The following is a 22,562-nucleotide window of genomic DNA, read 5'->3' as shown; positions in this document are numbered from 1 at the left end:
TTAATAGAGAGCTTAATAAAGCGCTTTAATAAAGAGGACGCCCCATGCGCGAGAATGCCAAAACCCCCGAACGCCATGCCCAGCGCATGGCGGCCAAGCAGAAAATCATGAACGAGCGCATCGCCCGCGCCGATAAAGAGCAGGGCGTGCTGCTAGTGCTCACCGGCCCCGGTAAAGGCAAAAGCAGCTCCGGTTTTGGCATGCTCGCCCGCGCCCTGGGCCACGGTATGAAAGTTGGCGTGGTGCAGTTTATTAAAGGCGCCTTCAGCACCGGCGAAGAGGCATTCTTCCGCAACCTACCCAACGTGGATTACCACGTAATGGGGCAGGGCTACACTTGGGACACCCAAGACCGCGAACGCGATGTCGCCGCCGCCACTGCCGCCTGGGCAGAAGCCAAACGCATGCTGCAAGACGAAAGCTACCACCTGGTATTGCTCGACGAACTCAACATTGCCCTGCGCTACGAGTACCTAGACTTAGATCAAGTCCTCGACGATCTACAAGCCCGCCCAGCAATGCAGCACGCCGTCGTCACCGGCCGCTACGCTCCGCAACAGCTCATCGATCTCGCCGACACTGTCACTGAGATGAAAGTGGTTAAACATGCTTTCAAAGATCAAGGTATCAAAGCACAAAAGGGGATAGAGCTTTAATACGAAGTCTAAAGGGTAATGGAATAGTAAAACGCCGCCATCTGTTAAGTTGTAGCGCGGCGTAACGCTTGGCGAGGAACGAGCCAAAGGCACCCGCGAAGGCAGCGCCAGCTGCCCAAAGCCTGCTCCAGCTCAATTTTTCTGCAAAGGCACGTGACCTAAGCTAATTTTATGCATAGAGTATGGTTAGAGCAGCAAAACAAGCAAATAAGCAAATAAGCAAATAAGCGAATAAGTGAATAAGCGAATAAGCGAATAAGCGAATAAGCGAATAAGCGAATTTTGGATATACTTTTACATAATCAGATTAATAATTTATAGGTCAGTAGATTATAGGGAAATAGATAGATTAGATAACACCAATAAACGCAAAGACACGTTTGTCAGTATCGTGCATCGGGTTATATAAATTTTTTTACAAATAAAGGAGTCTGTCTTGAGCAATAATAAATTCTGGGGTTCCATTTCTCTTTTTGAAACGGGTCTGTCCGCTGCTGAATGGGCATGGAGAATATTTACACTGATAATAATTGGTGGTGGGGGAACGTTGACTGCACTGCTTGCTAAGGCCGATCCATTGCTTGAGCAATTAGGCCCCATTTATTGGGTATCTGTGGGCTTGATCACCTCATTAGTTATAGTATTTATTTTCTATTTGTTTAAGTCTGCTGTCCTGAAGCAAGCTGAAGCTGATTTTACTGCTGCAATGGCTATTCCCCCAAATACAATTAATCCACTACTCGACAATTTTCATGATGTTGTAATTCCTGTAGAAGATTTACGTCTGCCAAAATTACAGCTTCATGAGAACAAGCATTTTAAAAGATGTAAGTTTGTTGGTCCGGCGGCAATAGCTATATTGGGCGGTAACTACCTAAACTCAGGCTTTAGTGAGTGCGGGGATATTATAGCACTGCCTGATGATGTGTTGTTGACAGGCATTGTTGTGCTGAAAAATTGTACAGTAGAAAGCTGTGAATTTATTAGGATAACAATATTTACTGATCAAAATACTGCCAGAGGGTTTTCTGCGATTCCTGGCGCTCAGATTAAAGGTCTAAACGCGTAATAAAGCTATAATTTGCCTGTCTCCCGCAATCTTCAGTAGGCAAGTTATGAAGTTGAGCCTTAAGAAAAAACTGCTTTCGCCTAAGCTTTGGTAGGATCGAGAAAACAGACAAGAGTGGTCAGCATGCCGCGCTTTAAGCTTTATAAACGCGATCAGACCTCCATGGTGGTGTTCAACTACTAAGATCCGCTCCAACGCAGTGTATTATCTAATTGAGCACAAGTCAGGCCTATCCGTTTTCAAGGCCAAGTACCGCAAGGATGCGACCGCACGGCTGGCTATGATTATTCTATTAATTCAATTTATTCAAGGCGATACATCGATAATATGACGAGAAAAATACTAGGTTTGAAGGCGAAAAGAGAGATAGATGCCAAGCCCGCCGACGAAGTAGAAGATCAATTCCCTAATGATCCCGAAAAACGTTTTTTAAATGGCGTTGCTATTCATCCTTCCCCACGCATTTATTTAGAGCCTGGCTCTCAAGAGCGTACTGTGCGAGCGATGGATTTGATTACGCCCATTGGTATGGGGCAACGTGGGTTGATTGTGGCGCCGCCAGGCTCTGGCAAAACGACGATGTTAAAGCACATCTGTCAGTCCGTGGCAGAGGCGCATCCTGACATAAAACTGTATGCCTTACTGATTGATGAGCGCCCGGAAGAAGTGACCGATTTTAAGCGCAGTGTGTCGGCAGAAGTACATGCATCGTCTTCAGACGAAAGCTACACACACCATGTGCGTATGGCAGATAAGCTGCTTGAGACGGCGCGTAAGCAAGCAGGCGAGGGTCATAATGTGATGATTGTGATCGATTCGCTTACCAGACTCTCGCGCGTTCATAATGCCGAGCAGCGGGGCAATGGTCGCACTATGTCGGGTGGGCTGGATTCCCGCGCAATGGAAATCCCCCGAAAACTGTTTGGCGCTGCGCGAAAGATCGAAAACGGCGGATCGCTAACCATTCTGGCCACCGTGCTAGTGGATACGGGAAGTCGTATGGATCAGGTGATTTTCGAGGAGTTCAAGGGCACGGGCAATATGGAGCTCGTGTTATCCCGCGACGTGGCCAATCAACGGCTTTTCCCGGCGATCGATATTGCCAAAAGCAGTACCCGCCGCGAAGAGCTGTTGATTGATGCAAAGGATATTGAAAAAGTAAGAACGTTGCGTAGAGGTTTGACAGCGCTTAAGCCAGTAGAAGGCGCGCAGAAGTTGCTTGAGTTGTTGGATAAATATCCCACTAACGCCGAGCTGTTAGATGCATTTTTACCCGATTCGTGAAATATCGATAATAAAGAAGCTCACCTTTGTTTTTTTTTAAGAATACAGGGAGGTGAGCTTCTTGGGTAAGGTTTAACGATTACTTTGTTTATTATAGTTTAAGTTTGACTCGGGTACTGCTTTTCGAACCGGAAAGCCTGCAATCTCTTTGCGCTCAATAATGCTTTTTAACCGCCTTTCAATGGCGCAAAGATTTTTAAAGTCACTCATGTCGACTAAAGAGATGGCTTCACCTGAGGCACCCGCGCGACCGGTTCGGCCAATACGGTGGATGTATTCTTCTGGCTGAAAAGGTAAATCGTAATTCACCACACGACTCAGTTCATCAATATCCAAACCACGCGCGGCAACCCCCGTGGCGACCAAGTACTTTAGTTCGCCAGATTTGAACTGAGCCAAAATCTTTTCGCGCATGGCTTGGCTTCTATCGCCATGGATAGAGTCCGCGGTAATGCCGCGTTTTTCCAGCTGAGCAACAAGCTTGGCCGCATTGTGTTTTTTCTCGGTAAAAATAAGCGCCTGATCCCACTCTTGCTCATTAATTAAGTGACTCAACAAGGCTGACTTAGTGTCTTTGTCGACGGTGATTAACCACTGTTTGACATTAGCGGCGGCGCGGACATTGGGAGAAATGGATATTTCCGTTGCCAGATCGGTCATCTTGCTATCTGAAAAATCGTAGGCGAGGGCGCGAACGTCATCGGTGATGGTGGCCGAAAACAGTAGGTTCTGACGGTGTTCAGGCAGGCGATCTATGATTTTCTTGATATCGTCGACAAAACCCATGTCGACCATTCTGTCCGCTTCGTCCAGCACCATGACTTTCAGTTCATCAAAGTGCAGCGCACGCTGATGGGCCAAATCAAGTAATCTGCCCGGCGTGGCGACCAGAATATCCACCCCTTTGATCAGGCGTTCTTTTTGCGCTTCGGTATCCACCCCGCCATACATCGCCATCGAGGTTAACTGCGTGTGCTTAGCGTATTGCGCCACACTGGCTTCGACCTGAACCGCTAACTCACGGGTCGGCACGAGAATCAGCGCCCGTATGCGTTTGCCGCGTAACGTTCCCGCGTTGCTGAACCGTTCTAGCAGAGGCAGAACAAAGGCAGCGGTTTTGCCCGTTCCTGTTTGGGCGGTGGCGATTAAGTCGTTACCCGAAAGAATGGCAGGAATCGCTTGTTCCTGGATGGGCGTTGGCGTTTGGTAACCTAGTTCGGTAATAGCTTGAACAAGAGGAGGGGATAATCCTAGTTTTGAAAAGGGCATAAGGCGCTCTGACAGATGGTCGTAAGGTGTGGCGAAAAGAAAAGATGACGCATTATAGCGTAAAAGCAGCCGTTCATTGCTCGATTAGTGCAATTAGCTTGATGGCGCTGAATGGAGGTTTATATGATGAAATGAAAGGCATTCATAAAATTAATAGTAAGTGGTTTTTTGCTTATTGAATTTTAGTACTGAGTTTTTAACTTGGGTTCCAGTGTTACTAAACAGCATGTTATGAAAAAGAAATAGTGTATTGAATGTAATATGCACGTTAACCGGTCTATTGATTCACCTTAGCCTGCTGCTCCGCCTGATCCAAAAGCACCGGCCCGCTACCGACCTCTGCTAACTGGTCATCCGGGTTATAGAGTGGGCAATTGGTCATACTCAAACAGCCGCAGCCGATACAGCCAGTCAAGTTATCGCGCAGCTTTTGCAGATAAGCAATGCGCCCATCCAGCATGCGCTGCCAGTTTTTTGAAAGCTGCTGCCAGTCTTCAACCGTCGGCGTGCGGTTATTGGGCAGTGATTCAAAGGCTTGCTTGATCTCTTCAAGGCTAACGCCGACTTTTTGCGCGGCTTTGATGACCGAAATGCGCCTTAACACCTCAGGTTTATAGCGGCGCTGGTTACCGGCATTGCGAGAACTTTGGATCAACCCTTGCTGCTCATAAAAATGCAGTGCGCTGACGTTAATGCCACAACGCTTGGCCACTTTGCCGACACTCCAATTAGCTTCTGCCATCACGCACTCCTTAATTTTTTACCAATTTTACGCAAAAAACGCTTTACCTCAACTATTGTTGAGGTTTTAGCCTGTGAACTCCACTAACGCAAGGAGACACTTATGTACTTGGAACATGTAAATCTGGTCGTTGCTGATATGGAAGCCATGCTGAACTTTTACCGCGCCGTATTCCCACATTGGCGGGTGCGCGATGAAGGCCATGGCGAGTGGTACGGCAAACCGCGTAAATGGTTGCACTTTGGTGACGATGAACATTACCTGGCCTTAAGCGATCATGGCGAAGGGGAGAACCGCGATCTGAAAGGCCACAGCGTAGGGCTGGCCCATTTTGCTTATGTGACCGATAACCTTGATGCTGTAGTCGCCCGATTAACTAATGCGGGCTATGCCATTGCTAAACCGGGCTCGACAGAGCCGTTTCGCAAAAATGTCTATTTTGTCGATCCCGCCGGTTTTGAAGTGGAGTTTGTCGAGTATCTGAGCGACATCCCGGCCGAGCGGAATTTAAATCAAGATGCCCAGTAACATCAGTTCAGCACCCTACGGCGTACTGGGCTGTGATAAATTTAGATTTTATGCACCTAAAAATATTCTTTGAATAATCTGGTAAAATCTCTTTTTTGTTTTCAGTGAGATTTGAAAGCAAAAAGGCTATTAGAAAGTGAAGGGCGCTACTTAAGTCTATGTAAGAATCAGATGTCCCCGACAGAAGGCAAAGCATTCCCGCCTTATTTTTATGAAGCTACCTAGCCCCGGAATAGGTGCCAAGCCTATTTCGGGGCTAGGTAGCTTTTCAATAACGCCTTTGGCGCCGATGACCCTCATTAGGAACATCTAGATGATTCGTGAATACCGGGAGGCGGATATTGAGCACATTTTGGATATCTGGCTTTCAGCCTCGATTAAAGCTCACTCCTTTGCTGGATCAAAATATTGGCAGTCCAAAGTTAGTGAAATGCGTGATGTCTACATCCCCGCATCGGAAACCTTTGTCTATGAAGCTGATGAGCAAATAGCAGGGTTTTACTGCCTCTATGGAAATACGTTGGCAGCCGTTTTTGTGTCACCCAGCCTTCAGGGCCAAGGGATAGGGTCAGCGTTGATGGATGATGCCAAGAGCAGAAGGTCGTGTTTGCAGCTCAGTGTCTACAGCCAGAATGTACCCAGTATCAATTTTTATAAGCAGCATGGCTTTATTTCATTAGGTGAGCAGATTGATGAGCAAACGGGACAAGCTGAATTCATCATGGAGCATTACTGTTAATAGCGGCCAGCGGTCTGATCCTGATAGTTTAGAAATGACTAACTAAGTCCCGCAGGTCAATAGACGCTCCAATCCCGCTCCACCAGCAAGCATGCTACAAAAACCGAAAAATGAACGCCCGTAGCGCTATCCTCAAAGGGTATAATGTCAGCGGTCACGATGGAGTGGCTGTTTTGCGAACGTTCATGTTTAGCAGGTTTTTTGCTTGTTACAGGTTTTACTAAAGAAAAGGGTAGTCGTTCATGATTAACACCAAAATATACAAAGCGGTTTACGAACTTGCTGAAAAACTCATGAAGGCGGCCGATAAAGAGGATAGAGAGGCTTTCGATTCTCTATATGCAGAGTTGGAAGCTATCTGCACTGAGAACGAAAACACCGATAAGGATCACCCTGAGCAGTGGGAAACGCTGGCTGACTTTACTGAAGAGTTGGACGAGGCGCTGGCTGTCTACGAAAAAGCCTTTGAAAAAGCCGTCGCGGTTAATTCTAAAGACCACATGTCATCCATCGCCTTCTCTATGGCGAAGCTGCAGGTTGAACTGGGCCAGACCGATGCGGCTATCAATAACCTAAAAAATGCTCAAATGACCGCGAACAAAATAGAAGATGGCGAGCTTAAAGATGAAATTGATGAGCTGCTTGGAAAACTGACGGCGGGTTAAATTATTAAGCTGCTGTTTTGAATGTTATTCACGTTAGACATAAATGCACATGAAGCTTGATTGTGCTGGGTTTGCCTAAGACTAGGGACACTATCTTGACCAATAATGATATTTTTCGCCGTATACGCTACACCTTCGATTTAAAAGACAGCACCATCGTGGATATCTTCGCCTTGGCAGAGGTCAGCGTGGCTCAAGAGCAGGTCACTGCCTGGCTGAAAAAGGATGAAGACGACGCCTTTGTGACGATGAAGAACAGAGAGCTGGCGGCATTTCTGAACGGTTTTATTAGCTTTAAGCGTGGGAAGCGCGAAGGCCCCCAGCCTGCGCCAGAATCGCAGTTGAACAACAATATGGTGTTCCAGAAGCTGCGCATTGCGCTGAATTTAAAGGCTGAAGATATTCTGGCTATTTTTGAGCTGGCTGGTTTTCGCTTAAGCAATCATGAATTAAGCGCGTTTTTCCGCAAGCCAAGCCACAAGAATTATCGCGAGTGCAAAGATCAGGTACTGCGAAATTTCTTACTCGGCATCCAGCTTCAGTTACGCCCCAATCAACAACATCCCAGTGCGGAAGCATAACTGCCTAGCACAGCGTTAATAATCTGTATCGCCTCAGAGGCAAGGGGGATTAGCAATGGTCATCTCTTGCCTTATCAATCATGCTGCAACCGTGGCCAGCTATTACTTTTTTACGCACACAAAAATTGCATTGCCTGAGAGGCTGCTCCAGGGAGTGATTGTTTCATAATCGTGCTCAAACACATGCACTTCAAAGTACGGCGCTAGGAGGTCGATTAACTCCGCAAAGCTAACCGCCACCATGGGGTGCTCGTCGTTCCAGACCTGTGTCTCTTCTGCGTTGGTCTTCTCAATACTGAGCCTAAGCGACTGCTTTTCACCCTCCCCTCTGTAGTGCCAGCCCGAACGGAACGTGAACATATCCTCTGCTTGTGTGGCGCTGTGCTTAACAGATAAGCCGTTATCGATTTTGTCTTTATCGACCGCGTTAAAACAGAAAATACCGCCAGACTTGAGCGCGCGGTGCACGCTGGACATGCACGCTTCTAGCTTCTCAATCCCGTCGTTGTAGTGAATCGAGTATAAAAAACACGTAATTAAGTCTTGGGGGGCGTTAACTTCAAAATCACTCATGTCTTGCCGCGTAAATTGAGCTTCCGGGCAACGCATAGCGGCGATATCCAGCATGGGTTGATTGATATCAAGCCCACTGCTTAGGTAGCCAAAATCAATGAAATGACGCACGTGGGGGCCGGTACCACAGGCTAAATCGAGGTGGGTCGTTCCGTCGTTACCGAAGATCTGATGCAGTCTACGAATGGCATCGCTTTGCGCTTGGTAGTCAATATCCACGCACATCAAATCGTAGTAGCCAGAAAGGTCGGTATAGAGCGCGTTGACGGACATAGTAGCCTAATGGTGAGCACGGAAATAAGGGGGTGGCGCATAGTAAACGAGCGGATAGGGTTTGAGAAGCAGGTATAGCTTGGAGCTCTATTGTTACGCAATTACATCCCGCGGCCCTAAAGAAACCCTGACAATTACCGATAGATATCTAAGACCATCACGTTTTCTCTGGTCGTTGCTAAATACCACGAGAGCCCTCTATGCCCAGTATATTTACATTTATCTTCGCCTCCGTACTCCTCACTCTATCTACTCACGCTCATGCAAACACTAATGAGGCAGAAGCGGCGGCATTGGCGTGGCTAGAGGCTATTGATGTTGGAGAATATGAGCAAGCATGGGAATCTTCATCCAGGCTGTTACAAATACCATTGTCTCCTAATATGCTGGCCCGAACCATTGATGCTGCGCGCCGTGATTTCGGTGGTGTTCAATCCAGACGTCGAATAGGGGTCATCCGTGAAACCTCAATGCCAGGGGCTCCAGCGGGTGACTATACGGTTTTCACGTTCCAAACGCGTTTTGAAAATAAGCCGCAAATTATTGAAACTATTACCCCTCACTTGGAAGAAGGAATGTGGAAAGTAAGCGGCTACTATGTGAATTAGTCTTCGACTACAAAACCCGTTACAACCCATGCAGCTTTAAATTACTTTCACGCCGGTTGTGCGTGTTGCGCGCATAAATTCCCTATCGACACTATTCATGGCGAAGCTCAACGCGAGTGCTAAGTTATGTATATAACCCTCGGCTTTGAAAGCGGCCAATAGATTAATGCCAGGAATATAGCTTCAAGGTGCCGAGTGTGGGGAGTGATGATGGCTGCCCTTTCTCTCAAATCGCGCTGGTTCTGGCTATTGTTGGCCAGCTTGCTAGTGGCTGCGCTGTCGTTCACTTGGCAGGCTGTTGCGCAAACTAATCCTTCCAATGCTTTAGTTCTTAGCATTGACGGTGCTATTGGTCCGGCTACCAAGGACTATTTAGAGCGCGGTCTACGCAAGGCTCGCGAGCAGGGTAGTGAGGTAGTGATTGTTCAACTCGATACCCCAGGTGGGCTGGTAGACACCACCCGGGACATGATTCGAGTAATGCTCAATTCAGATATCCCTGTCGCAATGTATGTGTTTCCCAGCGGTGCCAGAGCGGCTAGCGCGGGTACCTATTTGCTCTATGGTAGCCATGTGGCCGCGATGGCCCCATCGACTCATTTAGGCTCTGCAACGCCGGTACAAATGGGCGGTGGCGGGTTGTCTGGCGGCGGTGCTGAAGAGGATGAAGACGCAGCAGACCAGCCGGGGCGTGAAAGCAGCGCTATGGAGCGTAAAGTGATGGAAGATGCGGTGAGCTTTATCCGCAGCCTAGCGGAACGCCATGGACGCAATGCCGACTGGGCTGAAGATGCCGTGCGCAATGCGGTTAATCTCACTGCCAGCGAGGCGCTGGAGCAGAATGTCATCGATGTGGTAGCACGTGATGTCGACGACCTGCTAGCACAGATCAATGGCATGACAGTCATCATGGAGCGCGGTGACTACACCCTTTCTACCGATAATCTCACCATTGAACGTTTTGATCCGGATTGGCGCACGCAAATCCTGTCACTGATAACCAACCCCAATATTGCGTACTTTTTAATGATTCTTGGTTTTTACGGGCTGATATATGAGCTTGCCAGCCCGGGAAGTCTATTTCCGGGCACCATCGGGATCATTTGCTTGCTGTTGGCTCTGTTTGCGTTTCAAGTGCTGCCGATTAACTACGCTGGATTAGCACTAATCGTAGTGGGATTGGCACTGATGGTGGGGGAGGCGCTCATGCCAAGCTTTGGCGTGCTGGGGGCCGGAGGCATTGTCGCCTTTGTGCTCGGGTCGGTCATGTTGATGGATGCCGAGTATCTCTCCATTTCATTGCCGCTTATCGTGGGGGTGGCACTGGTCTCAGGAGGCCTGATGCTCTGGACACTGGTACGCTTTGCAAAGCTTCGTCACCACCCGGTACATACTGGCGCGGAGCAGTTGATCGGCGCAATCGCCATTGCTCTGGAGGATTTTGAAACCAATGGCCATGTGCGCTTACACGGCGAGCGTTGGAATGCGGTAAGCGATGTTCCCGTTAAGCAGGGCGAACAGCTGACAGTGGTTCGCCTTGAAGGGTTGACGTTATACGTTTCGCCCAACTAGGGCCCGCAGCTGTCGGGGAGTTCTACGTGATAGTCCATCTGCTAGTGGAGGTGCCCCATGATTATTTCGTATTTGGTTCCTGTCGTACTGGTGTTGATGCTGATTGCTGCCTCGATCCGAATTCTGCCAGAATACAAGCGCGGCGTGGTGTTCTTTCTCGGTCGGTTTCAGAAGGTCAAAGGTCCTGGGCTAGTGATTGTAATTCCCGCCATTCAGAAAATGGAGGTGGTGGACCTGCGCGTCATTACCATGGATGTGCCGGAACAGGACGTGATCTCTCAGGATAACGTCACCGTTAAGGTTAATGCGGTGCTTTATTTCCGCGTCGTCGATCCAGAAAAGGCGATCATTCAAGTCGAGAATTTTACCCAGGCGACCAGTCAACTGGCGCAGACCACGCTACGTTCGGTGTTGGGTAAGCATGATCTGGATGAGATGCTTTCCGAGCGCGATAAGCTTAATGACGATATCCAGGAAATCATTGATACCCAAACCGAAGCGTGGGGTATCAAAGTCGCCAATGTTGAAATTAAGCATGTAGACTTGGATGAAAGCATGATCCGCGCGATTGCCCGTCAAGCCGAAGCAGAGCGCGAGCGACGCGCAAAGGTTATCCACGCTGAAGGTGAATTGCAGGCATCGAAGAAGTTGGTAGAGGCAGCCAATGTGATGCAGGAGAACTCGACTGCACTGCAGCTGCGCTACCTCCAGACCATGAGTGATATGAGCAACAAGAATGCGTCGACAATCGTTTTCCCACTGCCTATGGATATCATGGAGGCGTTCAAGGACATGAAGGCTAAACACATGGCATCTGGGCCGGATGCCCACAAAAGTGAAGGCTGATGCCTCCAAGCTTCATTATTCCCTTTTCAACCGCGATGGAACCTATGCTATACATTGCCGACACCCCTAAACCTCCTTATTACGCCGTTATTTTTACTTCACGACGCACCGAGGTCGATAATGGCTATGACGTAATGGCAGCAAGAATGGTTGAGCTTGCAGAACAGCAGCCAGGATTTTTAGGGGTGGAGTCTGCTCGCAATGAGGTGGGTGTAACGGTTTCTTACTGGACCGATTTGGCATCTATTAAAGCGTGGAAAGCCCATGCTGAGCATCAAGAGGCCCAGCGGCTGGGCCATCAGCAGTGGTACCAGCACTTCAAAACCCGTATTGCCAAAGTCGAGCGAGATTACGGTATTTAGCGGGTTGCTAACGACTCAACGGCTTACACCACCAGCCCCGCCAGTGCCTGCATCCCTATGGCCAGCGCCAGTACGACAACGCCTGCCACCAAACTCGTTATCAAGGCATGGCGTTTCCACAGTACCAGAACACGGTGGCCAAAGCGGTGAACCAGCCAGGCAAGGCCGAAGTAGCGCAAGCCGCGAGCAATTAATGCCGCCAGTACGAACAGCATAATTGGGTAGCCGGAAAGCCCGGCGGTAATCATCGCCACCTGGAAGGGGATTGGCAGTATGCCAATGGCCAAAATGGCGGCAAAACCGTACTGATCGAAAAATGTTTGGAATGCCTGGTAGCTACTCTGCATCCCCATAGATTCAATAAACCAGGTGCCCACCGACTCATAAAGCACTAAGCCAATGCTATAGCCCACCAGCGATGCGACGAGGCAGCCCGCAGTAGTGACCAATGCCAGTAACCACAGCCGCTGCCTATTAACGGCCATCAGCGGGATCAACACCAGCTCAATAGGAATAGGCAGAATAATCGTCTCCAAAAAGGAGAGGGTGGCGAGTAGCCACAACATATTGTTAGAGCGGTTAATACGCTCAAACCACTGTTTGGTGCGTCTGGATGCTATGGCCATGCAGGTCTCTACACTTCGGGATTAATGCGGCGATAGACAGACGCTAATAGGCTGTAGAGACCAAATGCGAAGAGTCCCAGCGCGACAAAACCCAGTAACCACTGGCCGTAGGGTTGGCTTCGCAGGGTGCTAAACACTTCGTCCATACCGCCTGCTTGATCAGGATTGATTTGATAAGCGGCGATGATGAAAAAGCTACCTACGATCACAAAGACAAGACCACGAATCACTAATCCGAAACGGCAGATAGGATAGGCCCATTGTTGCGTTTGCTGTGGCATAGCGAAGTGTTTGTCGAATTTGGCCTGGTAGCCTTTAAGTGCGTGGGCAATGCCTACGCCAATCATGATAAGGCCGACCCCGCCTACCAGCCAGCGCCCGAAAGGCTGCTGCATGAGCCAGCCCGCGACACCCTGTGAGCCGCCACCTGAATCACCTGAAGAACCCGCAAATTGAAAGATGAGCGTGGCGGCAAAAAAAGCCAACAACGTGTGGGTAATGGCGCTGGCCAATAAGCCCGCACGAATTGCCAGCCCCTTGGCGCCGTTGCCGTGATGGTCAGTGTCTTTAACCGCTTGGATGATTCGCCACATCGAGTAGCCCACCAAGCCGATGGCCATGATGGCTAACAAGACTTTTCCGAAGGGAGCGGTGAGCACGCGTTCTAAGGCGCCCCGACTGCCTTCTGTCTGGCCGCCTTGCCCAAAGGCTGCCAGCGCTGCGAGGCCGCCGACTAATACATACACAATGCCCCGAGAGGCGTAACCCATGCGGGCGAAAAGGGTAATCGCATCACGGTGGTCGGGGTTGTTCATACTATTAGCCATGGTGTCCTCCTGACATATTAGGCGTTGCGCATCCCTATGCAATCTAGTTCATATGGCGCTTATCAGCGGCCCATACTGGGCTTGTGCTGTGCTATTGTCCAGCCTAGTCCAAGCCCAAGTGTCAAAGGCTCTTTTTGAATAACACGAGCAATAGCATGAGTACTATTTCGTCACCTATCTTCTGGCGGGATGCGCGTATGCCCTACGTGGAACTGCGCAAGATTAGCGACGCGCGACAAGTTTGTTATGCGCCACATAGTCATACGCATTGGTCGCTGGGGGCCATTACCGCAGGTAACAGCACTTTTTGCTATCGCGATGCGGCGCATCAAATTAGTGCGGGAGACATCGTTTTGATGAACCCCCACTGGGTGCATGCCTGCAACCCCATCGAAAACCAGCCCTGGGCGTACATGATGCTCTACGTCGATACCGAGTGGCTGAGTGGACTGCGCTACCAATTAGGATTGTTAAATACGCCGGACTGGCAAGATATCGCTACCGCCGTTATTACCCAGCCAGCGCTTTATGCCGGGTACTGCGATATGGCCGCTTGTTTGTTGAATGAACAATGCGGCATTGGCGATAAGCAACTGGCGCTAGTCGAGTACTTGTCTGCCGTGCTGCAATTGCTTGCTCACGAGTCCCCTGCGGCATTACCCCAAGCACCCAGGGCGCTAGAACAGGTCGCGGCCTATTTGCGTGCCAATTGTACTGCTGATATATCGCTAGAACGCCTTTGTCAGCAGTCGGGCTATAGCGCTGGGCACCTGATTCGCATCTTTAAACAGCACTTCGGTCTAACGCCCCATGCTTACCTGATTAATCAGCGCATTCAAATGGGGCAGAAAGCGCTAAGGCACGGGCAACCTATTGTTGAGGCGGCTTTGAACGCTGGCTTTAATGACCAGCCCCACTTTCAAAGAACGTTTAAGCGGCTGGTAGCCGCGACACCCAACCAGTACCGCTATCCGTTACTCAACCAGTAAGACAATAGCGCTAGCCGCCAGGCAGATAGCAAGTGTTCGGTTAATCGTGAGTAAGACAATCGGACGATGAACATAGCGTTTCAGAAAAGCACCTGCATATACCCAGCTGGCTAGCGATAGCCAGCAAATAGGCAGATAGAGGCTGGCGAACAGCCATAGCTGATAGGGCTCATTCGCAGTCGTGTAGGCGCTAATGCCAGCGGCAGACGCCAGCCATGCCTTGGGGTTGAGCCACTGCATCATGGCGCCGGTCATAAACCCTGGCGCTTTGACGCCGCCTCGCTCCTGCAAACGCCCATCGTGCTGTAAAAGTTGATAACTGAGATAGAGTAAAAACAGAATGCCTGCCCAGCGTAAAAACGTTTCCAGCAGTGGCGCCACACTCAGTAGAGAGTAAAGACCAGCGCCGATGGCTAAAAATAGCGCGACAAACCCCAGCGTGGCGCCGGTTACAAAAACAAGCCCTTTAGCGATAGGGTAGTGCGTACCGCTACTCAAACAAACGACGTTGACCGGCCCCGGCGAAATAGACGCGGCAAGTGCAAATGCGGCCATGGGTAAGACTGTCGATGCTAATAAAACGCTCATTGTCATCCTCCTCGGTAGTGGAAGGAGTTTGCAATGGCGGCTGTTGGCGGTATTGCACAAAATTGAGGTGGTTGGTTAAGCAGTTGCCTTGCTAGTGCCCAAACACCGACCAGCCGGTATGCTGCACAAACATTTCGAGCGCCTGGGTGCCCAGCAAACTGTTGCCATAGGCATCCAGCCCCGGTGACCAAACGGCTATGGAACCATGGCCGGGTGCAATGGCCAGAATGCCGCCGCCCACGCCACTTTTGCCAGGCAGACCGACGCGGAAGGCGAATTCCCCAGAGGCGTCGTAGTGCCCGCACATCATCATTAGTGAATTGATACGACGTGCCCGCTGGGGGGCTACCACGCGAATGCCACTAGGTTTGTTGATGCCATCCGAGGCCAAAAACAGCCCGGCATGGGCCAGCTGCTCACAGCTCATGGCGATAGCGCACTGGTGAAAATAGGTGCCTAGCACCTTATCGACATCATGGCGTAGGCGGCCAAAGGCTTTCATAAAGTGCGCCAGTGAGGCGTTGCGGTCGCGGTGAGCCATTTCGGAAGCGGCCACCGCGTGGTCGAAGTAAATGCTGTCATCATCGGCGATATAGCGCACAAAGCTCAGGATCTCGCCCAGCGTCTCTCTGGGTTCATGGCCCATCATGATCGCATCGACCACCGCAATGGCGCCGGCATTGATAAACGGGTTACGCGGTTTGCCGCTTTCATGCTCAAGTTGAACAATGGAGTTGAAGGGATCCCCTGATGGCTCGCGGCCCACTTTTGACCACAGCGAATCACCCGCTTGGCCCAGCGCAATGGTCAGCGTAAATACTTTCGAGATACTTTGAATCGAGAAGGGCGTGGTAGCACAACCCGCCGAGTACACTTTGCCATCCACGGTGGCGAGCGAAATGGCAAATTGCTGTGGGTCAACATGTCCCAGCTCGGGAATATAGTCGGCAACCTTACCGCGTTCTTTGGCGTTTGCCATGGCGGCTGCAATGTCATTGATCAAGTCTTGCATGGGCGTATCGTGTACCGTCAATTGAGGCGGGGCATTACACTAGCGAAAACCAGTGGCGATGTCTGTTAAACATAGCGTCTCTTTTAAACATAAACGGTCTTATCACCTGCCAGTGCGCAAGATTCGGGTCGGCAACTTTCCTGTGAAGGCATAGGCTGAAAGGAACTAAGCAGCCCCGACGGCTAGAGAGATAACACAATGAATGACTATGAGCGTGTCGAAAAAGCCATGGCCTATATGGTGGCTCATGCGGCGGAACAGCCCAATCTGGAAACGGTGGCGGCTCATGTTCATTTGAGTGCCTTCCATTTTCAGCGGTTGTTTTGTCGCTATGCGGGGATTAGCCCCAAACGCTTCTTGCAGGCACTCACCTTAGAGCGCGGCAAGCAGTTGATGCAGTCGTCCACGTCTTTGCTAAATATCGCCCATACTCTTGGGCTTAGCGGTGGCTCGCGGCTTTACGACCACTTTGTTCAGTTAGAAGCAGTCACGCCCGGCGAGCATAAACGCCAGGGTGAAGGAGTGGAGATCGCTCACGGCGTTCATGCAACACCCCTCGGGAGCATATTCGTCGCGGTAACCCCCCGGGGAATCTGCCGGATGGGCTTTGTCGATGCGACGAATTCGGAGGAATTACTGGCACGGCTTGCCAAAGAGTGGCCGCTTTCCACACTTCATCACGATCCTGACGCCACGCGCTTTGCGGTAGAGGCGCTTTTCAACAGGTCGGGCGATGCCTCTGCCACTTTGTCGCTGCATGTGACCGGCACCAACTTCCAAATTGCCGTATGGCGGGCGCTGTTGACCATTCCCGAAGGCCAACTGGCCAGCTATTCGCACATTGCCCAGGCACTGGGCACACCCAAATCTTCCCGTGCAGTGGGCAATGCGGTAGGCGCCAACCCTATCGCGCTATGGATACCCTGCCACCGGGTGATTCAACAAAGCGGTGCCCTCGGTGGCTATCGCTGGGGCCTTGCGAAGAAGAAGATGGTGCAAGCCTGGGAACTGGCAACGGTCCACAGCGAGTCGCTTTCTCCCATGGTTACGTCTTAATCAATTAACCCATTGGCATCATAAAATGGGAAAGGGCCGGGGTAGGGATCGATAAACCCTTGGTGAGTCACCATACCGTTAGTCGCCGACCACTGGTGTAGCAGGTAACCGGGGGGCTCTAGCTGAAAGTGGGCGGGGCCGTCTGGGGTGAGATCCAAACTCACCTGGTGGGAAACGCCGGGGCAGCTAATCGCCAAGGTGTTAGCAAACCAAGCTTGGATCGAACGGTGCAGATGACCGCAGAGCACGCGCTCGACCTGGGCATGTTTTTCAATTACTTCAGCTAGCGCGTCTGGTCGCTTAAGCGGCTGGCGATCCATATGGTCGATGCCACTAACAAAAGGGTGATGATGCACCATGACGAGAGTCGGTTTTTCGGGCTGCTCTGCCAGCGTAGTGTCTAGCCACTGCAGGCTTTCATCGCTTAGCTCGCCATGGGGTTTGCCGGGTACCGATGAGTCTAGCCCTACAATGCGTACCGGATAGTCATCCACGACCCACTGTAAATAGTCGCGGTGCTGAAACAGATAACGGTGCTCGGGAAAGGCGGCGCGCAGATGCTCGCGGTCATCATGATTGCCAGGGATCAAGTACACGGGCAGCGTTAATTCAGCCAGGATCTGCTTAAAGGTGGCGTACTCGTCAGGATGGCCAAAATCAACCAAGTCACCGCTAATCAACACCAGGTCGGGCCGCGGCGCTAGCTGATTGAGCGTGCTAATTGCTTGGCGCAGCGCATTGGCGGTATCTACCTGGCGGTAAGAGAGTTTACCGCCCGCCTTGATATGCGGATCGCTAATCTGGGCGATTAGGCATTGCTGGGCATGAGGGGCTTTCTGAATGTTCAAACCTTGATCAGCCATTGGCCATCTCCTTGGCATTAACAGAGGCAGTGGGCTTATCTGGGTGAAAAAGCACCCTAGAAGGAAGTGCCAAACCAATGGCGGTTCCGTTTGGCCAGCGCTGGCGGGAGGGTGCCTCAATCTGGAGCGGTGAAGCGCCGCCGGTATCCACCATCAGGCGCTGGGTCTGGCCCAGGAAAATGCTTTGTATCACTTTCCCCTTTACATCGGCTTGGTCAACGGAAACCACCAGAATGTCTTCTGGACGGCAGTAGACAGTGGATACTCCCTGCAAATGGGCAGCGATTAGCTCACCGCCATGTACCACCAATCCTCCATCGGCGCGGGTGCTCAGGACGTCCAGGCAGTTCACCGCACCAATAAAATCGGCCACAAAGGCATTGGCTGGCTGGTGGTAAATTTCTTGGGGCGTGCCCAACTGCGCAATGCGTCCGGCCTGCATTACCGCGATGCGGTCACCCAAGGCCATCGCTTCGTCTTGGTCGTGGGTAACGTATACAGCGGTGGTGCCCAGTTCACGCAGTAGTTGGCCAATCTCGATGCGTAAGCGGTCGCGCAGTTTCGCGTCGAGAGCTGCCAACGGCTCATCAAACAGCAGCACCTTGGGGCGCACGGCGATGGCGCGGGCGAGGGCGACGCGCTGCTTCTGTCCGCCGGAGAGGGCATCGATACGCCGACCGCCAAAGCCCTGCAAGTCGACCATGCGCATCACTTCGTCAAGCCTTTGGGCAATCTCTGCCCGCGGTAAACGCTGTATTTTAAGGCCGTAGGCAATGTTGTCGGCGACGCTCATGTTGGGAAAGAGCGCGTAGTTTTGAAACACCATTCCTACATCGCGTTTCTCAATCGGCAGGGCGGTGACATCGCGCTCGCCAAACAGCACTTGTCCGCCTTTGTCGGGGCTTTCCAGGCCGCTAATAATACGCAGCGTGGTGGTTTTTCCGCAGCCGGACGGGCCCAGCAGTACTAGGGTTTCGCCCGCGTTAACCTGTAAATCAAGTGGCTGTAGCGCAGTAGTGCCACCTGCAAAGGTGCGACTGCACTGGTTTAGGGTAATGCTGACAGATGAACTCATAACGGATTCTCAAATAATAAAACTTAGCGGCGCTGCTCGGTGAGTCGACCTGCCCACTGAATCGCCACCAGCAAGGGCACGACCATGACCAGAAATATCAGCGTGTAGGCTGAGCCAATTTCCAGGCGCATCGAGGCGTAGCTGTCGGCTAAACCGACCGGCAGTGTTTTAGTTAGCGGGGTATGCAGCATCCAGGTAATGTTGAATTCACCGATGGATAAGGTCACCACCATCAGCGCTCCTGCAAGAATGCCGCTCATACAGTTGGGGATGACCACCCCGAAAAAGCGTTGCCGGAAGCTGGCGCCCAGGCTGGCGGCGGCTTCTTCAAGATGCGGAAGCTTGGCGGTTTGCATCACGGAGAGCACCGCGCGCACCATGAAGGGCAGGGTAAACAGCACATGGCCAACGAGGATAAATAGCCAGCTGCCGCGAAATTCACGGTAGCTGCCATAGGCGAGCAGTAGGGCAAGCGCGGTGGCCAGCCCAGGCACGGCAACCGGTAGCAGTAGGAGTTCTTCAATCGCGTTGGCCCAGCGGCGGCGGCTGCGCAGCAAACCATAGGCGGCGGGTACGCCAATCAGGATAGTGATCAGCAAGCAGGCCAGTGCCAGTTTAATGGAGAGCCAGATGGTATCGGCGTAGAGCTGCCACACCTCATTGACCCAGCGCAGGGTCAGACCACTCTCAAGACCCACAAAGTAGTTCTCGGTTAGCCCCGCCATGACCGACATGGCGACAGGCACAATCATGAACAGGCACACCAGCAGGGTGAAGCCTAATTGCAGCGTGAAGCGTAGGCGAGATTTCATACCGAAGCTCCCAAGTTGCCGCCTGCCAGCCTGCGGGCGAGGCTCAATGCCATCCAGGTGATCACGCCCAACACCACTGAAAGCGCGGCTGCCATGGCGAAATTGGCGTAGTTGGTGAACTCACCGTAGATATTGAGCGGCAGGATGCTTAAGCGTGTGCCCAGGGTAAACGCCGTACCAAAGGCGCCCATGCTGGTCGCAAAGCAGATGGCGCCGGTTGAGAGCAGCGCGGGTGCAATACCGGGCACGATGACGTCTTTGGTGACCTGCCAGGTGTTAGCGCCTAACGAGCGGGCTGCCTCTTCAAGGCTTTGATCCAGGTTGTCGCAGGCAGCCATCACGGTGGTGATAACACGAGGAATGGAGAAGTAGAGGTAGCCGATAAATAGCCCGGCCAGAGAGTAGGCGAAAATCCAGCGCTCGCCAAACAGCCACAGGCTGGTCTGCGCCAAGGCGCCTTGGCGTCCCCCCAGCATGATGACCAAAAAGCCCACTACCACGCCTGGAAAGGCCAGTGGAAAGGTGAGGATTGCCACTAGTATGGACTTGCCAAAAAAGCGCTGACGGGCGAGAAAAAAACCGGCAACGCCCGCAATGGCAACCGCTACCAGTGACACTATCAGCGAAAGGCCAACGGTGGTCGCTAGGCTGATTAAGTACTGACGATGGGTAAGAATGGTCAGGTAAGCACTGATGCCACTACTTGGGTCTGCCTCGTTACCCATCATAATCAGACGCGAAAAAGGCAGTAGCCAAAAGGCGCAGAAAATCACCAGGGCAGGCAGTAAGGCGAACATCGCGATAAGGCGTTTACGTCGGGCTGGGCCTGCCATAGTCGATGGTCTACTTAGGTAAGAAGCAGCCCTGGAGGGCTGCTTGGATGCCGCTGTCATGATTAACGAACCTCCGACAGATACCGCTCAGAGAAGCTACGTTGAGCAGCCGCCATAGCGGGGTAGTCAAGTGCTTCGGCGCGTGCATACTCGCTCTCGGGCAGGAAAACTTCACGTGCTTCAGGGGAAATGGCGCTGGCGCGCACGGGACGTAGGTAAGCGTCTGCCCATACCGCTTGGCCTTGATCAGACAGCACGAAATCAAGCACCTGTTTGCCGTTCTCGGGGTTAGGGCCATCTTTCACCAAGCTCATCACATAAGGCACCACCACGCTGCCCTCTTCGGGAATCACAAACTCAACGTTAGCCCCATCGCTATGGCGTGCACGGTAAGCGTTGAAGTCATAATCGAGAAGAATCGGGATCTCGCCGGAAAGCACTCGCGCATAGCTGGTTTGCTTGGGCACAATCGGGTCGTTTTCAGCAAGCTGGTTGAAGTAGTCGATCGCTGGGGTGAAGTCATTAAGATCGCCACCCATGGCTAGGTTGACCGCCACGGCACCGACGTAGCCGACAAAGGCGCTGGCCGGGTCAAGGTAACCCACCATGCCGCGATACTCGGGCTTGAGCAGGTCTTCCCAGGACGTGGGCACCGGGGCGCCATCCAAGGCGTCGACGTTGACCATAAAACCGAGGGTGCCAGAGTGAATGGCAAACCAGTTGCCTTCGGGATCTTTCAAACCTTCGGGTATCTCGTCCCAGTGCGCAGGCTGGTAGGGCGTCACTACGTCTTCTTCCATGGCTTGAATGCCGAAGGTCACCCCGTAGTAAACGACATCGGCCACCGGGCTACTGGCTTCGGCCACCAACTGGGCTAAGGATTGGCCGGAGTTTTTGTTGTCTTGAGGCACGCGAATGCCGGTCTCCTGTTCGATCAATCTCAGCTGCGTGCCCCAATCGGCCCATTCCGGTGGGCAGTTGTAGCAAATAGCGTTGTCGCTTGATTGCGCAAAAGCGCTTCCCGACGCGCTAATCACCGTCGTGGCCAATACCGCTTGATAAAGACGCTTGAGATTCATGACGTACTCCTCTATGAAGTGCCTAACATGGACTTACGGGATGTCGGGATTCCGACACTTTCGCCCTGACGCAATGCGTGGGGCAGGGGAGCAGGCGTACAGCGCTCTCCCCGAATCTTGGCTAACAAGGTGTGCACCGCGGCTCGTCCAATGTCGCTGCGCGGCTGATCAATAGTGCATAACGACGGATAGAGATGTTTGCCCAAGGCGATTCCATCAAAGCCCATGACGGAAAGATCCTCTGGCACCTTAAAACCGGCCCGCTGCAATTCGCCCATCAGGCTAATGGCGAGCAAATCGTTGCTACAGATCACTCCTGTGAGCGCATCAACGCCTTGTAACTTCGGTGTCAAACTGGTCAGGTCTGCTTGGGTATGACGTTCCATTTCAACCACCGGGTAGGGCTTGAAACCAGCGTCACGCATGGCATGGCAATAACCCTCATAGCGCTGTTTCGCACGGTCTGACTGCAATAAAGGCCCTGCTACCATGCCGATTCGCTGATGACTCAAGGCAAGTAAATGCCGGGTAGCGTCAGCGCCCGCGGTGTAGTTATCGACCCCTATTGAAGCAAAACCGCTCTGGCCAGGCGGGTTGTAGACCAGCAGACAGGGCGTGGTTTCCAGCCGCAGCTTTTCCAGGACAGCACTGTTTCCCGCATCGGCAACGGTGAGAACCAGGCCATCGACACGTTGACGGAGCATCTCTTCGACAATGTCACTTTCGCGATTGGCAGCGTACTCACTGGTTGTCACTATTAATGAATAGCCGCTAGCGCGAGCAGCCACTTCCATGGCCTGTAACTGTTCGGCAAATACCGGGTTATCGAGACTGGGCACCATGACGCCAATCATTTGCGTGGCCTGTGAGCGCAACTGCTGAGCCACTTTGTTGGGCCTGAACGAAAGCTGTTGAGCCGCGCTGAAAACTTTTTCGCGGGTAGCTGGACGCACTAGGTCGGGGCTTGAAAAAGCGCGCGCTGCGGTTGCCCTAGAAACGCCAGCAAGCTTTGCCACACTGAGTAAATCTGCCATG

26 protein-coding genes are annotated in these 22,562 nt (G+C 51.9%); 13 read left to right on the top strand and 13 right to left on the bottom strand.

The genetic code is table 11. The features are described from left to right. Positions 1 to 44: 44 nt before the first annotated feature. From cobO to rho, 3 genes are all read left to right on the top strand, one after another. The gene (cobO, locus tag AC5TBW_RS11115; RefSeq protein WP_495508636.1) at positions 45 to 656 is read left to right on the top strand and encodes a cob(I)yrinic acid a,c-diamide adenosyltransferase; all 612 of its coding nucleotides are present in this window, start codon (positions 45 to 47) and stop codon (positions 654 to 656) included. A 436-nt stretch (positions 657 to 1,092) separates the two neighbouring features. Beyond that, the gene (locus tag AC5TBW_RS11110; RefSeq protein ID WP_495508635.1) at positions 1,093 to 1,725 is read left to right on the top strand and encodes a hypothetical protein; all 633 of its coding nucleotides are present in this window, start codon (positions 1,093 to 1,095) and stop codon (positions 1,723 to 1,725) included. A gap of 327 nt (positions 1,726 to 2,052) precedes the next feature. Beyond that, positions 2,053 to 3,009 (top strand): transcription termination factor Rho, encoded by a 957-nt coding sequence (rho, locus tag AC5TBW_RS11105; RefSeq protein WP_495508634.1) that lies wholly within the window; start codon positions 2,053 to 2,055, stop codon positions 3,007 to 3,009. A gap of 72 nt (positions 3,010 to 3,081) precedes the next feature. Here the strand turns inward: rho and AC5TBW_RS11100 are convergent, their stop codons facing one another. Beyond that, entirely contained in the window at positions 3,082 to 4,278 is a 1,197-nt protein-coding gene (locus AC5TBW_RS11100) for a DEAD/DEAH box helicase (protein WP_495508633.1), read from the bottom strand. A 277-nt stretch (positions 4,279 to 4,555) separates the two neighbouring features. Beyond that, the gene (soxR, locus tag AC5TBW_RS11095; protein ID WP_495508632.1) at positions 4,556 to 5,020 is read right to left on the bottom strand and encodes a redox-sensitive transcriptional activator SoxR; all 465 of its coding nucleotides are present in this window, start codon (positions 5,018 to 5,020) and stop codon (positions 4,556 to 4,558) included. 102 nt (positions 5,021 to 5,122) lie between these two features. Between soxR and AC5TBW_RS11090 the strand changes: the two genes are divergently transcribed. The 4 genes from AC5TBW_RS11090 to AC5TBW_RS11075 all read left to right on the top strand — a co-directional run bounded on the left by AC5TBW_RS11090 (position 5,123) and on the right by AC5TBW_RS11075 (position 7,533). Further along, entirely contained in the window at positions 5,123 to 5,548 is a 426-nt protein-coding gene (locus tag AC5TBW_RS11090) for a VOC family protein (RefSeq protein ID WP_495508631.1), read from the top strand. A gap of 313 nt (positions 5,549 to 5,861) precedes the next feature. Beyond that, positions 5,862 to 6,287, top strand: a complete 426-nt coding sequence (locus tag AC5TBW_RS11085) for an N-acetyltransferase (RefSeq protein ID WP_495508630.1) — start codon at positions 5,862 to 5,864, stop codon at positions 6,285 to 6,287. A 242-nt stretch (positions 6,288 to 6,529) separates the two neighbouring features. Then, positions 6,530 to 6,952 carry a tetratricopeptide repeat protein gene (locus AC5TBW_RS11080; RefSeq protein WP_495508629.1) on the top strand — a complete coding sequence of 141 codons (423 nt, stop codon included), beginning with the start codon at positions 6,530 to 6,532 and terminating at the stop codon, positions 6,950 to 6,952. A 95-nt stretch (positions 6,953 to 7,047) separates the two neighbouring features. After that, positions 7,048 to 7,533, top strand: a complete 486-nt coding sequence (locus AC5TBW_RS11075) for a YehS family protein (RefSeq protein WP_495508628.1) — start codon at positions 7,048 to 7,050, stop codon at positions 7,531 to 7,533. Between the two features lie 102 nt (positions 7,534 to 7,635). On the opposite strand, the gene AC5TBW_RS11070 is transcribed toward AC5TBW_RS11075, so the two are convergent. Then, positions 7,636 to 8,379 (bottom strand): class I SAM-dependent DNA methyltransferase, encoded by a 744-nt coding sequence (locus AC5TBW_RS11070; RefSeq protein WP_495508627.1) that lies wholly within the window; start codon positions 8,377 to 8,379, stop codon positions 7,636 to 7,638. Positions 8,380 to 8,579: 200 nt separating this feature from the next. Between AC5TBW_RS11070 and AC5TBW_RS11065 the strand changes: the two genes are divergently transcribed. The 4 genes from AC5TBW_RS11065 (at position 8,580) to AC5TBW_RS11050 (ending at position 11,767) form a co-directional block, all read left to right on the top strand. Then, the gene (locus AC5TBW_RS11065) at positions 8,580 to 8,987 is read left to right on the top strand and encodes a DUF4019 domain-containing protein (RefSeq protein ID WP_495508626.1); all 408 of its coding nucleotides are present in this window, start codon (positions 8,580 to 8,582) and stop codon (positions 8,985 to 8,987) included. Positions 8,988 to 9,197: 210 nt separating this feature from the next. After that, complete coding sequence (locus tag AC5TBW_RS11060) at positions 9,198 to 10,559, top strand: NfeD family protein (RefSeq protein ID WP_495508625.1); 1,362 nt, start codon at positions 9,198 to 9,200, stop codon at positions 10,557 to 10,559. 57 nt (positions 10,560 to 10,616) lie between these two features. Next, positions 10,617 to 11,405 (top strand): slipin family protein, encoded by a 789-nt coding sequence (locus AC5TBW_RS11055; RefSeq protein WP_495508624.1) that lies wholly within the window; start codon positions 10,617 to 10,619, stop codon positions 11,403 to 11,405. Positions 11,406 to 11,449: 44 nt separating this feature from the next. After that, a complete protein-coding gene (locus tag AC5TBW_RS11050; protein ID WP_495511954.1) occupies positions 11,450 to 11,767 on the top strand; it encodes an antibiotic biosynthesis monooxygenase family protein in 318 nt (105 codons plus the stop codon). A gap of 23 nt (positions 11,768 to 11,790) precedes the next feature. On the opposite strand, the gene AC5TBW_RS11045 is transcribed toward AC5TBW_RS11050, so the two are convergent. Both AC5TBW_RS11045 and AC5TBW_RS11040 read right to left on the bottom strand, forming a co-directional pair. After that, on the bottom strand, positions 11,791 to 12,393 hold the full coding sequence (locus AC5TBW_RS11045; RefSeq protein ID WP_495508623.1) for a YqaA family protein: 603 nt from the start codon (positions 12,391 to 12,393) through the stop codon (positions 11,791 to 11,793). 8 nt (positions 12,394 to 12,401) lie between these two features. Next, positions 12,402 to 13,220 (bottom strand): DUF1206 domain-containing protein, encoded by an 819-nt coding sequence (locus AC5TBW_RS11040; RefSeq protein WP_495508622.1) that lies wholly within the window; start codon positions 13,218 to 13,220, stop codon positions 12,402 to 12,404. Positions 13,221 to 13,375: 155 nt separating this feature from the next. Between AC5TBW_RS11040 and AC5TBW_RS11035 the strand changes: the two genes are divergently transcribed. After that, positions 13,376 to 14,209: an AraC family ligand binding domain-containing protein gene (locus AC5TBW_RS11035; protein WP_495508621.1), complete on the top strand. Its 834-nt coding sequence runs from the start codon at positions 13,376 to 13,378 to the stop codon at positions 14,207 to 14,209. Here AC5TBW_RS11035 and AC5TBW_RS11030 read toward each other — a convergent pair. Further along, entirely contained in the window at positions 14,195 to 14,803 is a 609-nt protein-coding gene (locus AC5TBW_RS11030; RefSeq protein WP_495508620.1) for a LysE family translocator, read from the bottom strand. The two genes, AC5TBW_RS11035 and AC5TBW_RS11030, sit on opposite strands and share 15 nt — an antisense overlap. An 85-nt stretch (positions 14,804 to 14,888) precedes the next feature. Then, positions 14,889 to 15,809, bottom strand: coding sequence for a glutaminase (locus AC5TBW_RS11025; RefSeq protein ID WP_495508619.1), 921 nt, complete (start codon positions 15,807 to 15,809; stop codon positions 14,889 to 14,891). Positions 15,810 to 16,007: 198 nt separating this feature from the next. On the opposite strand from AC5TBW_RS11025, the gene AC5TBW_RS11020 reads away from it, so the two are divergent. Next, a complete protein-coding gene (locus tag AC5TBW_RS11020) occupies positions 16,008 to 16,865 on the top strand; it encodes a bifunctional transcriptional activator/DNA repair enzyme AdaA (RefSeq protein WP_495508618.1) in 858 nt (285 codons plus the stop codon). Here the strand turns inward: AC5TBW_RS11020 and AC5TBW_RS11015 are convergent. The 6 genes from AC5TBW_RS11015 to AC5TBW_RS10990 form a co-directional block, all read right to left on the bottom strand. After that, positions 16,862 to 17,728, bottom strand: a complete 867-nt coding sequence (locus AC5TBW_RS11015; protein ID WP_495508617.1) for a phosphodiesterase — start codon at positions 17,726 to 17,728, stop codon at positions 16,862 to 16,864. The genes AC5TBW_RS11020 and AC5TBW_RS11015 overlap by 4 nt on opposite strands. Beyond that, positions 17,721 to 18,803: an ABC transporter ATP-binding protein gene (locus tag AC5TBW_RS11010; RefSeq protein ID WP_495508616.1), complete on the bottom strand. Its 1,083-nt coding sequence runs from the start codon at positions 18,801 to 18,803 to the stop codon at positions 17,721 to 17,723. Before AC5TBW_RS11010 ends, AC5TBW_RS11015 begins: the two co-directional genes overlap by 8 nt. Positions 18,804 to 18,826: 23 nt before the next feature. After that, the gene (locus tag AC5TBW_RS11005; RefSeq protein ID WP_280103733.1) at positions 18,827 to 19,615 is read right to left on the bottom strand and encodes an ABC transporter permease; all 789 of its coding nucleotides are present in this window, start codon (positions 19,613 to 19,615) and stop codon (positions 18,827 to 18,829) included. Beyond that, positions 19,612 to 20,448, bottom strand: a complete 837-nt coding sequence (locus tag AC5TBW_RS11000; RefSeq protein WP_495508615.1) for an ABC transporter permease — start codon at positions 20,446 to 20,448, stop codon at positions 19,612 to 19,614. Before AC5TBW_RS11000 ends, AC5TBW_RS11005 begins: the two co-directional genes overlap by 4 nt. A 62-nt stretch (positions 20,449 to 20,510) precedes the next feature. Then, entirely contained in the window at positions 20,511 to 21,527 is a 1,017-nt protein-coding gene (locus tag AC5TBW_RS10995) for an ABC transporter substrate-binding protein (protein ID WP_495508614.1), read from the bottom strand. Positions 21,528 to 21,538: 11 nt separating this feature from the next. Then, positions 21,539 to 22,561: a LacI family DNA-binding transcriptional regulator gene (locus AC5TBW_RS10990; protein ID WP_495508613.1), complete on the bottom strand. Its 1,023-nt coding sequence runs from the start codon at positions 22,559 to 22,561 to the stop codon at positions 21,539 to 21,541. Position 22,562 lies beyond the last annotated feature (1 nt).

The sequence above is a fragment of the Vreelandella sp. ssv genome, from assembly GCF_059448525.1.
This window is presented reverse-complemented; position numbering and strand designations above follow the sequence as displayed.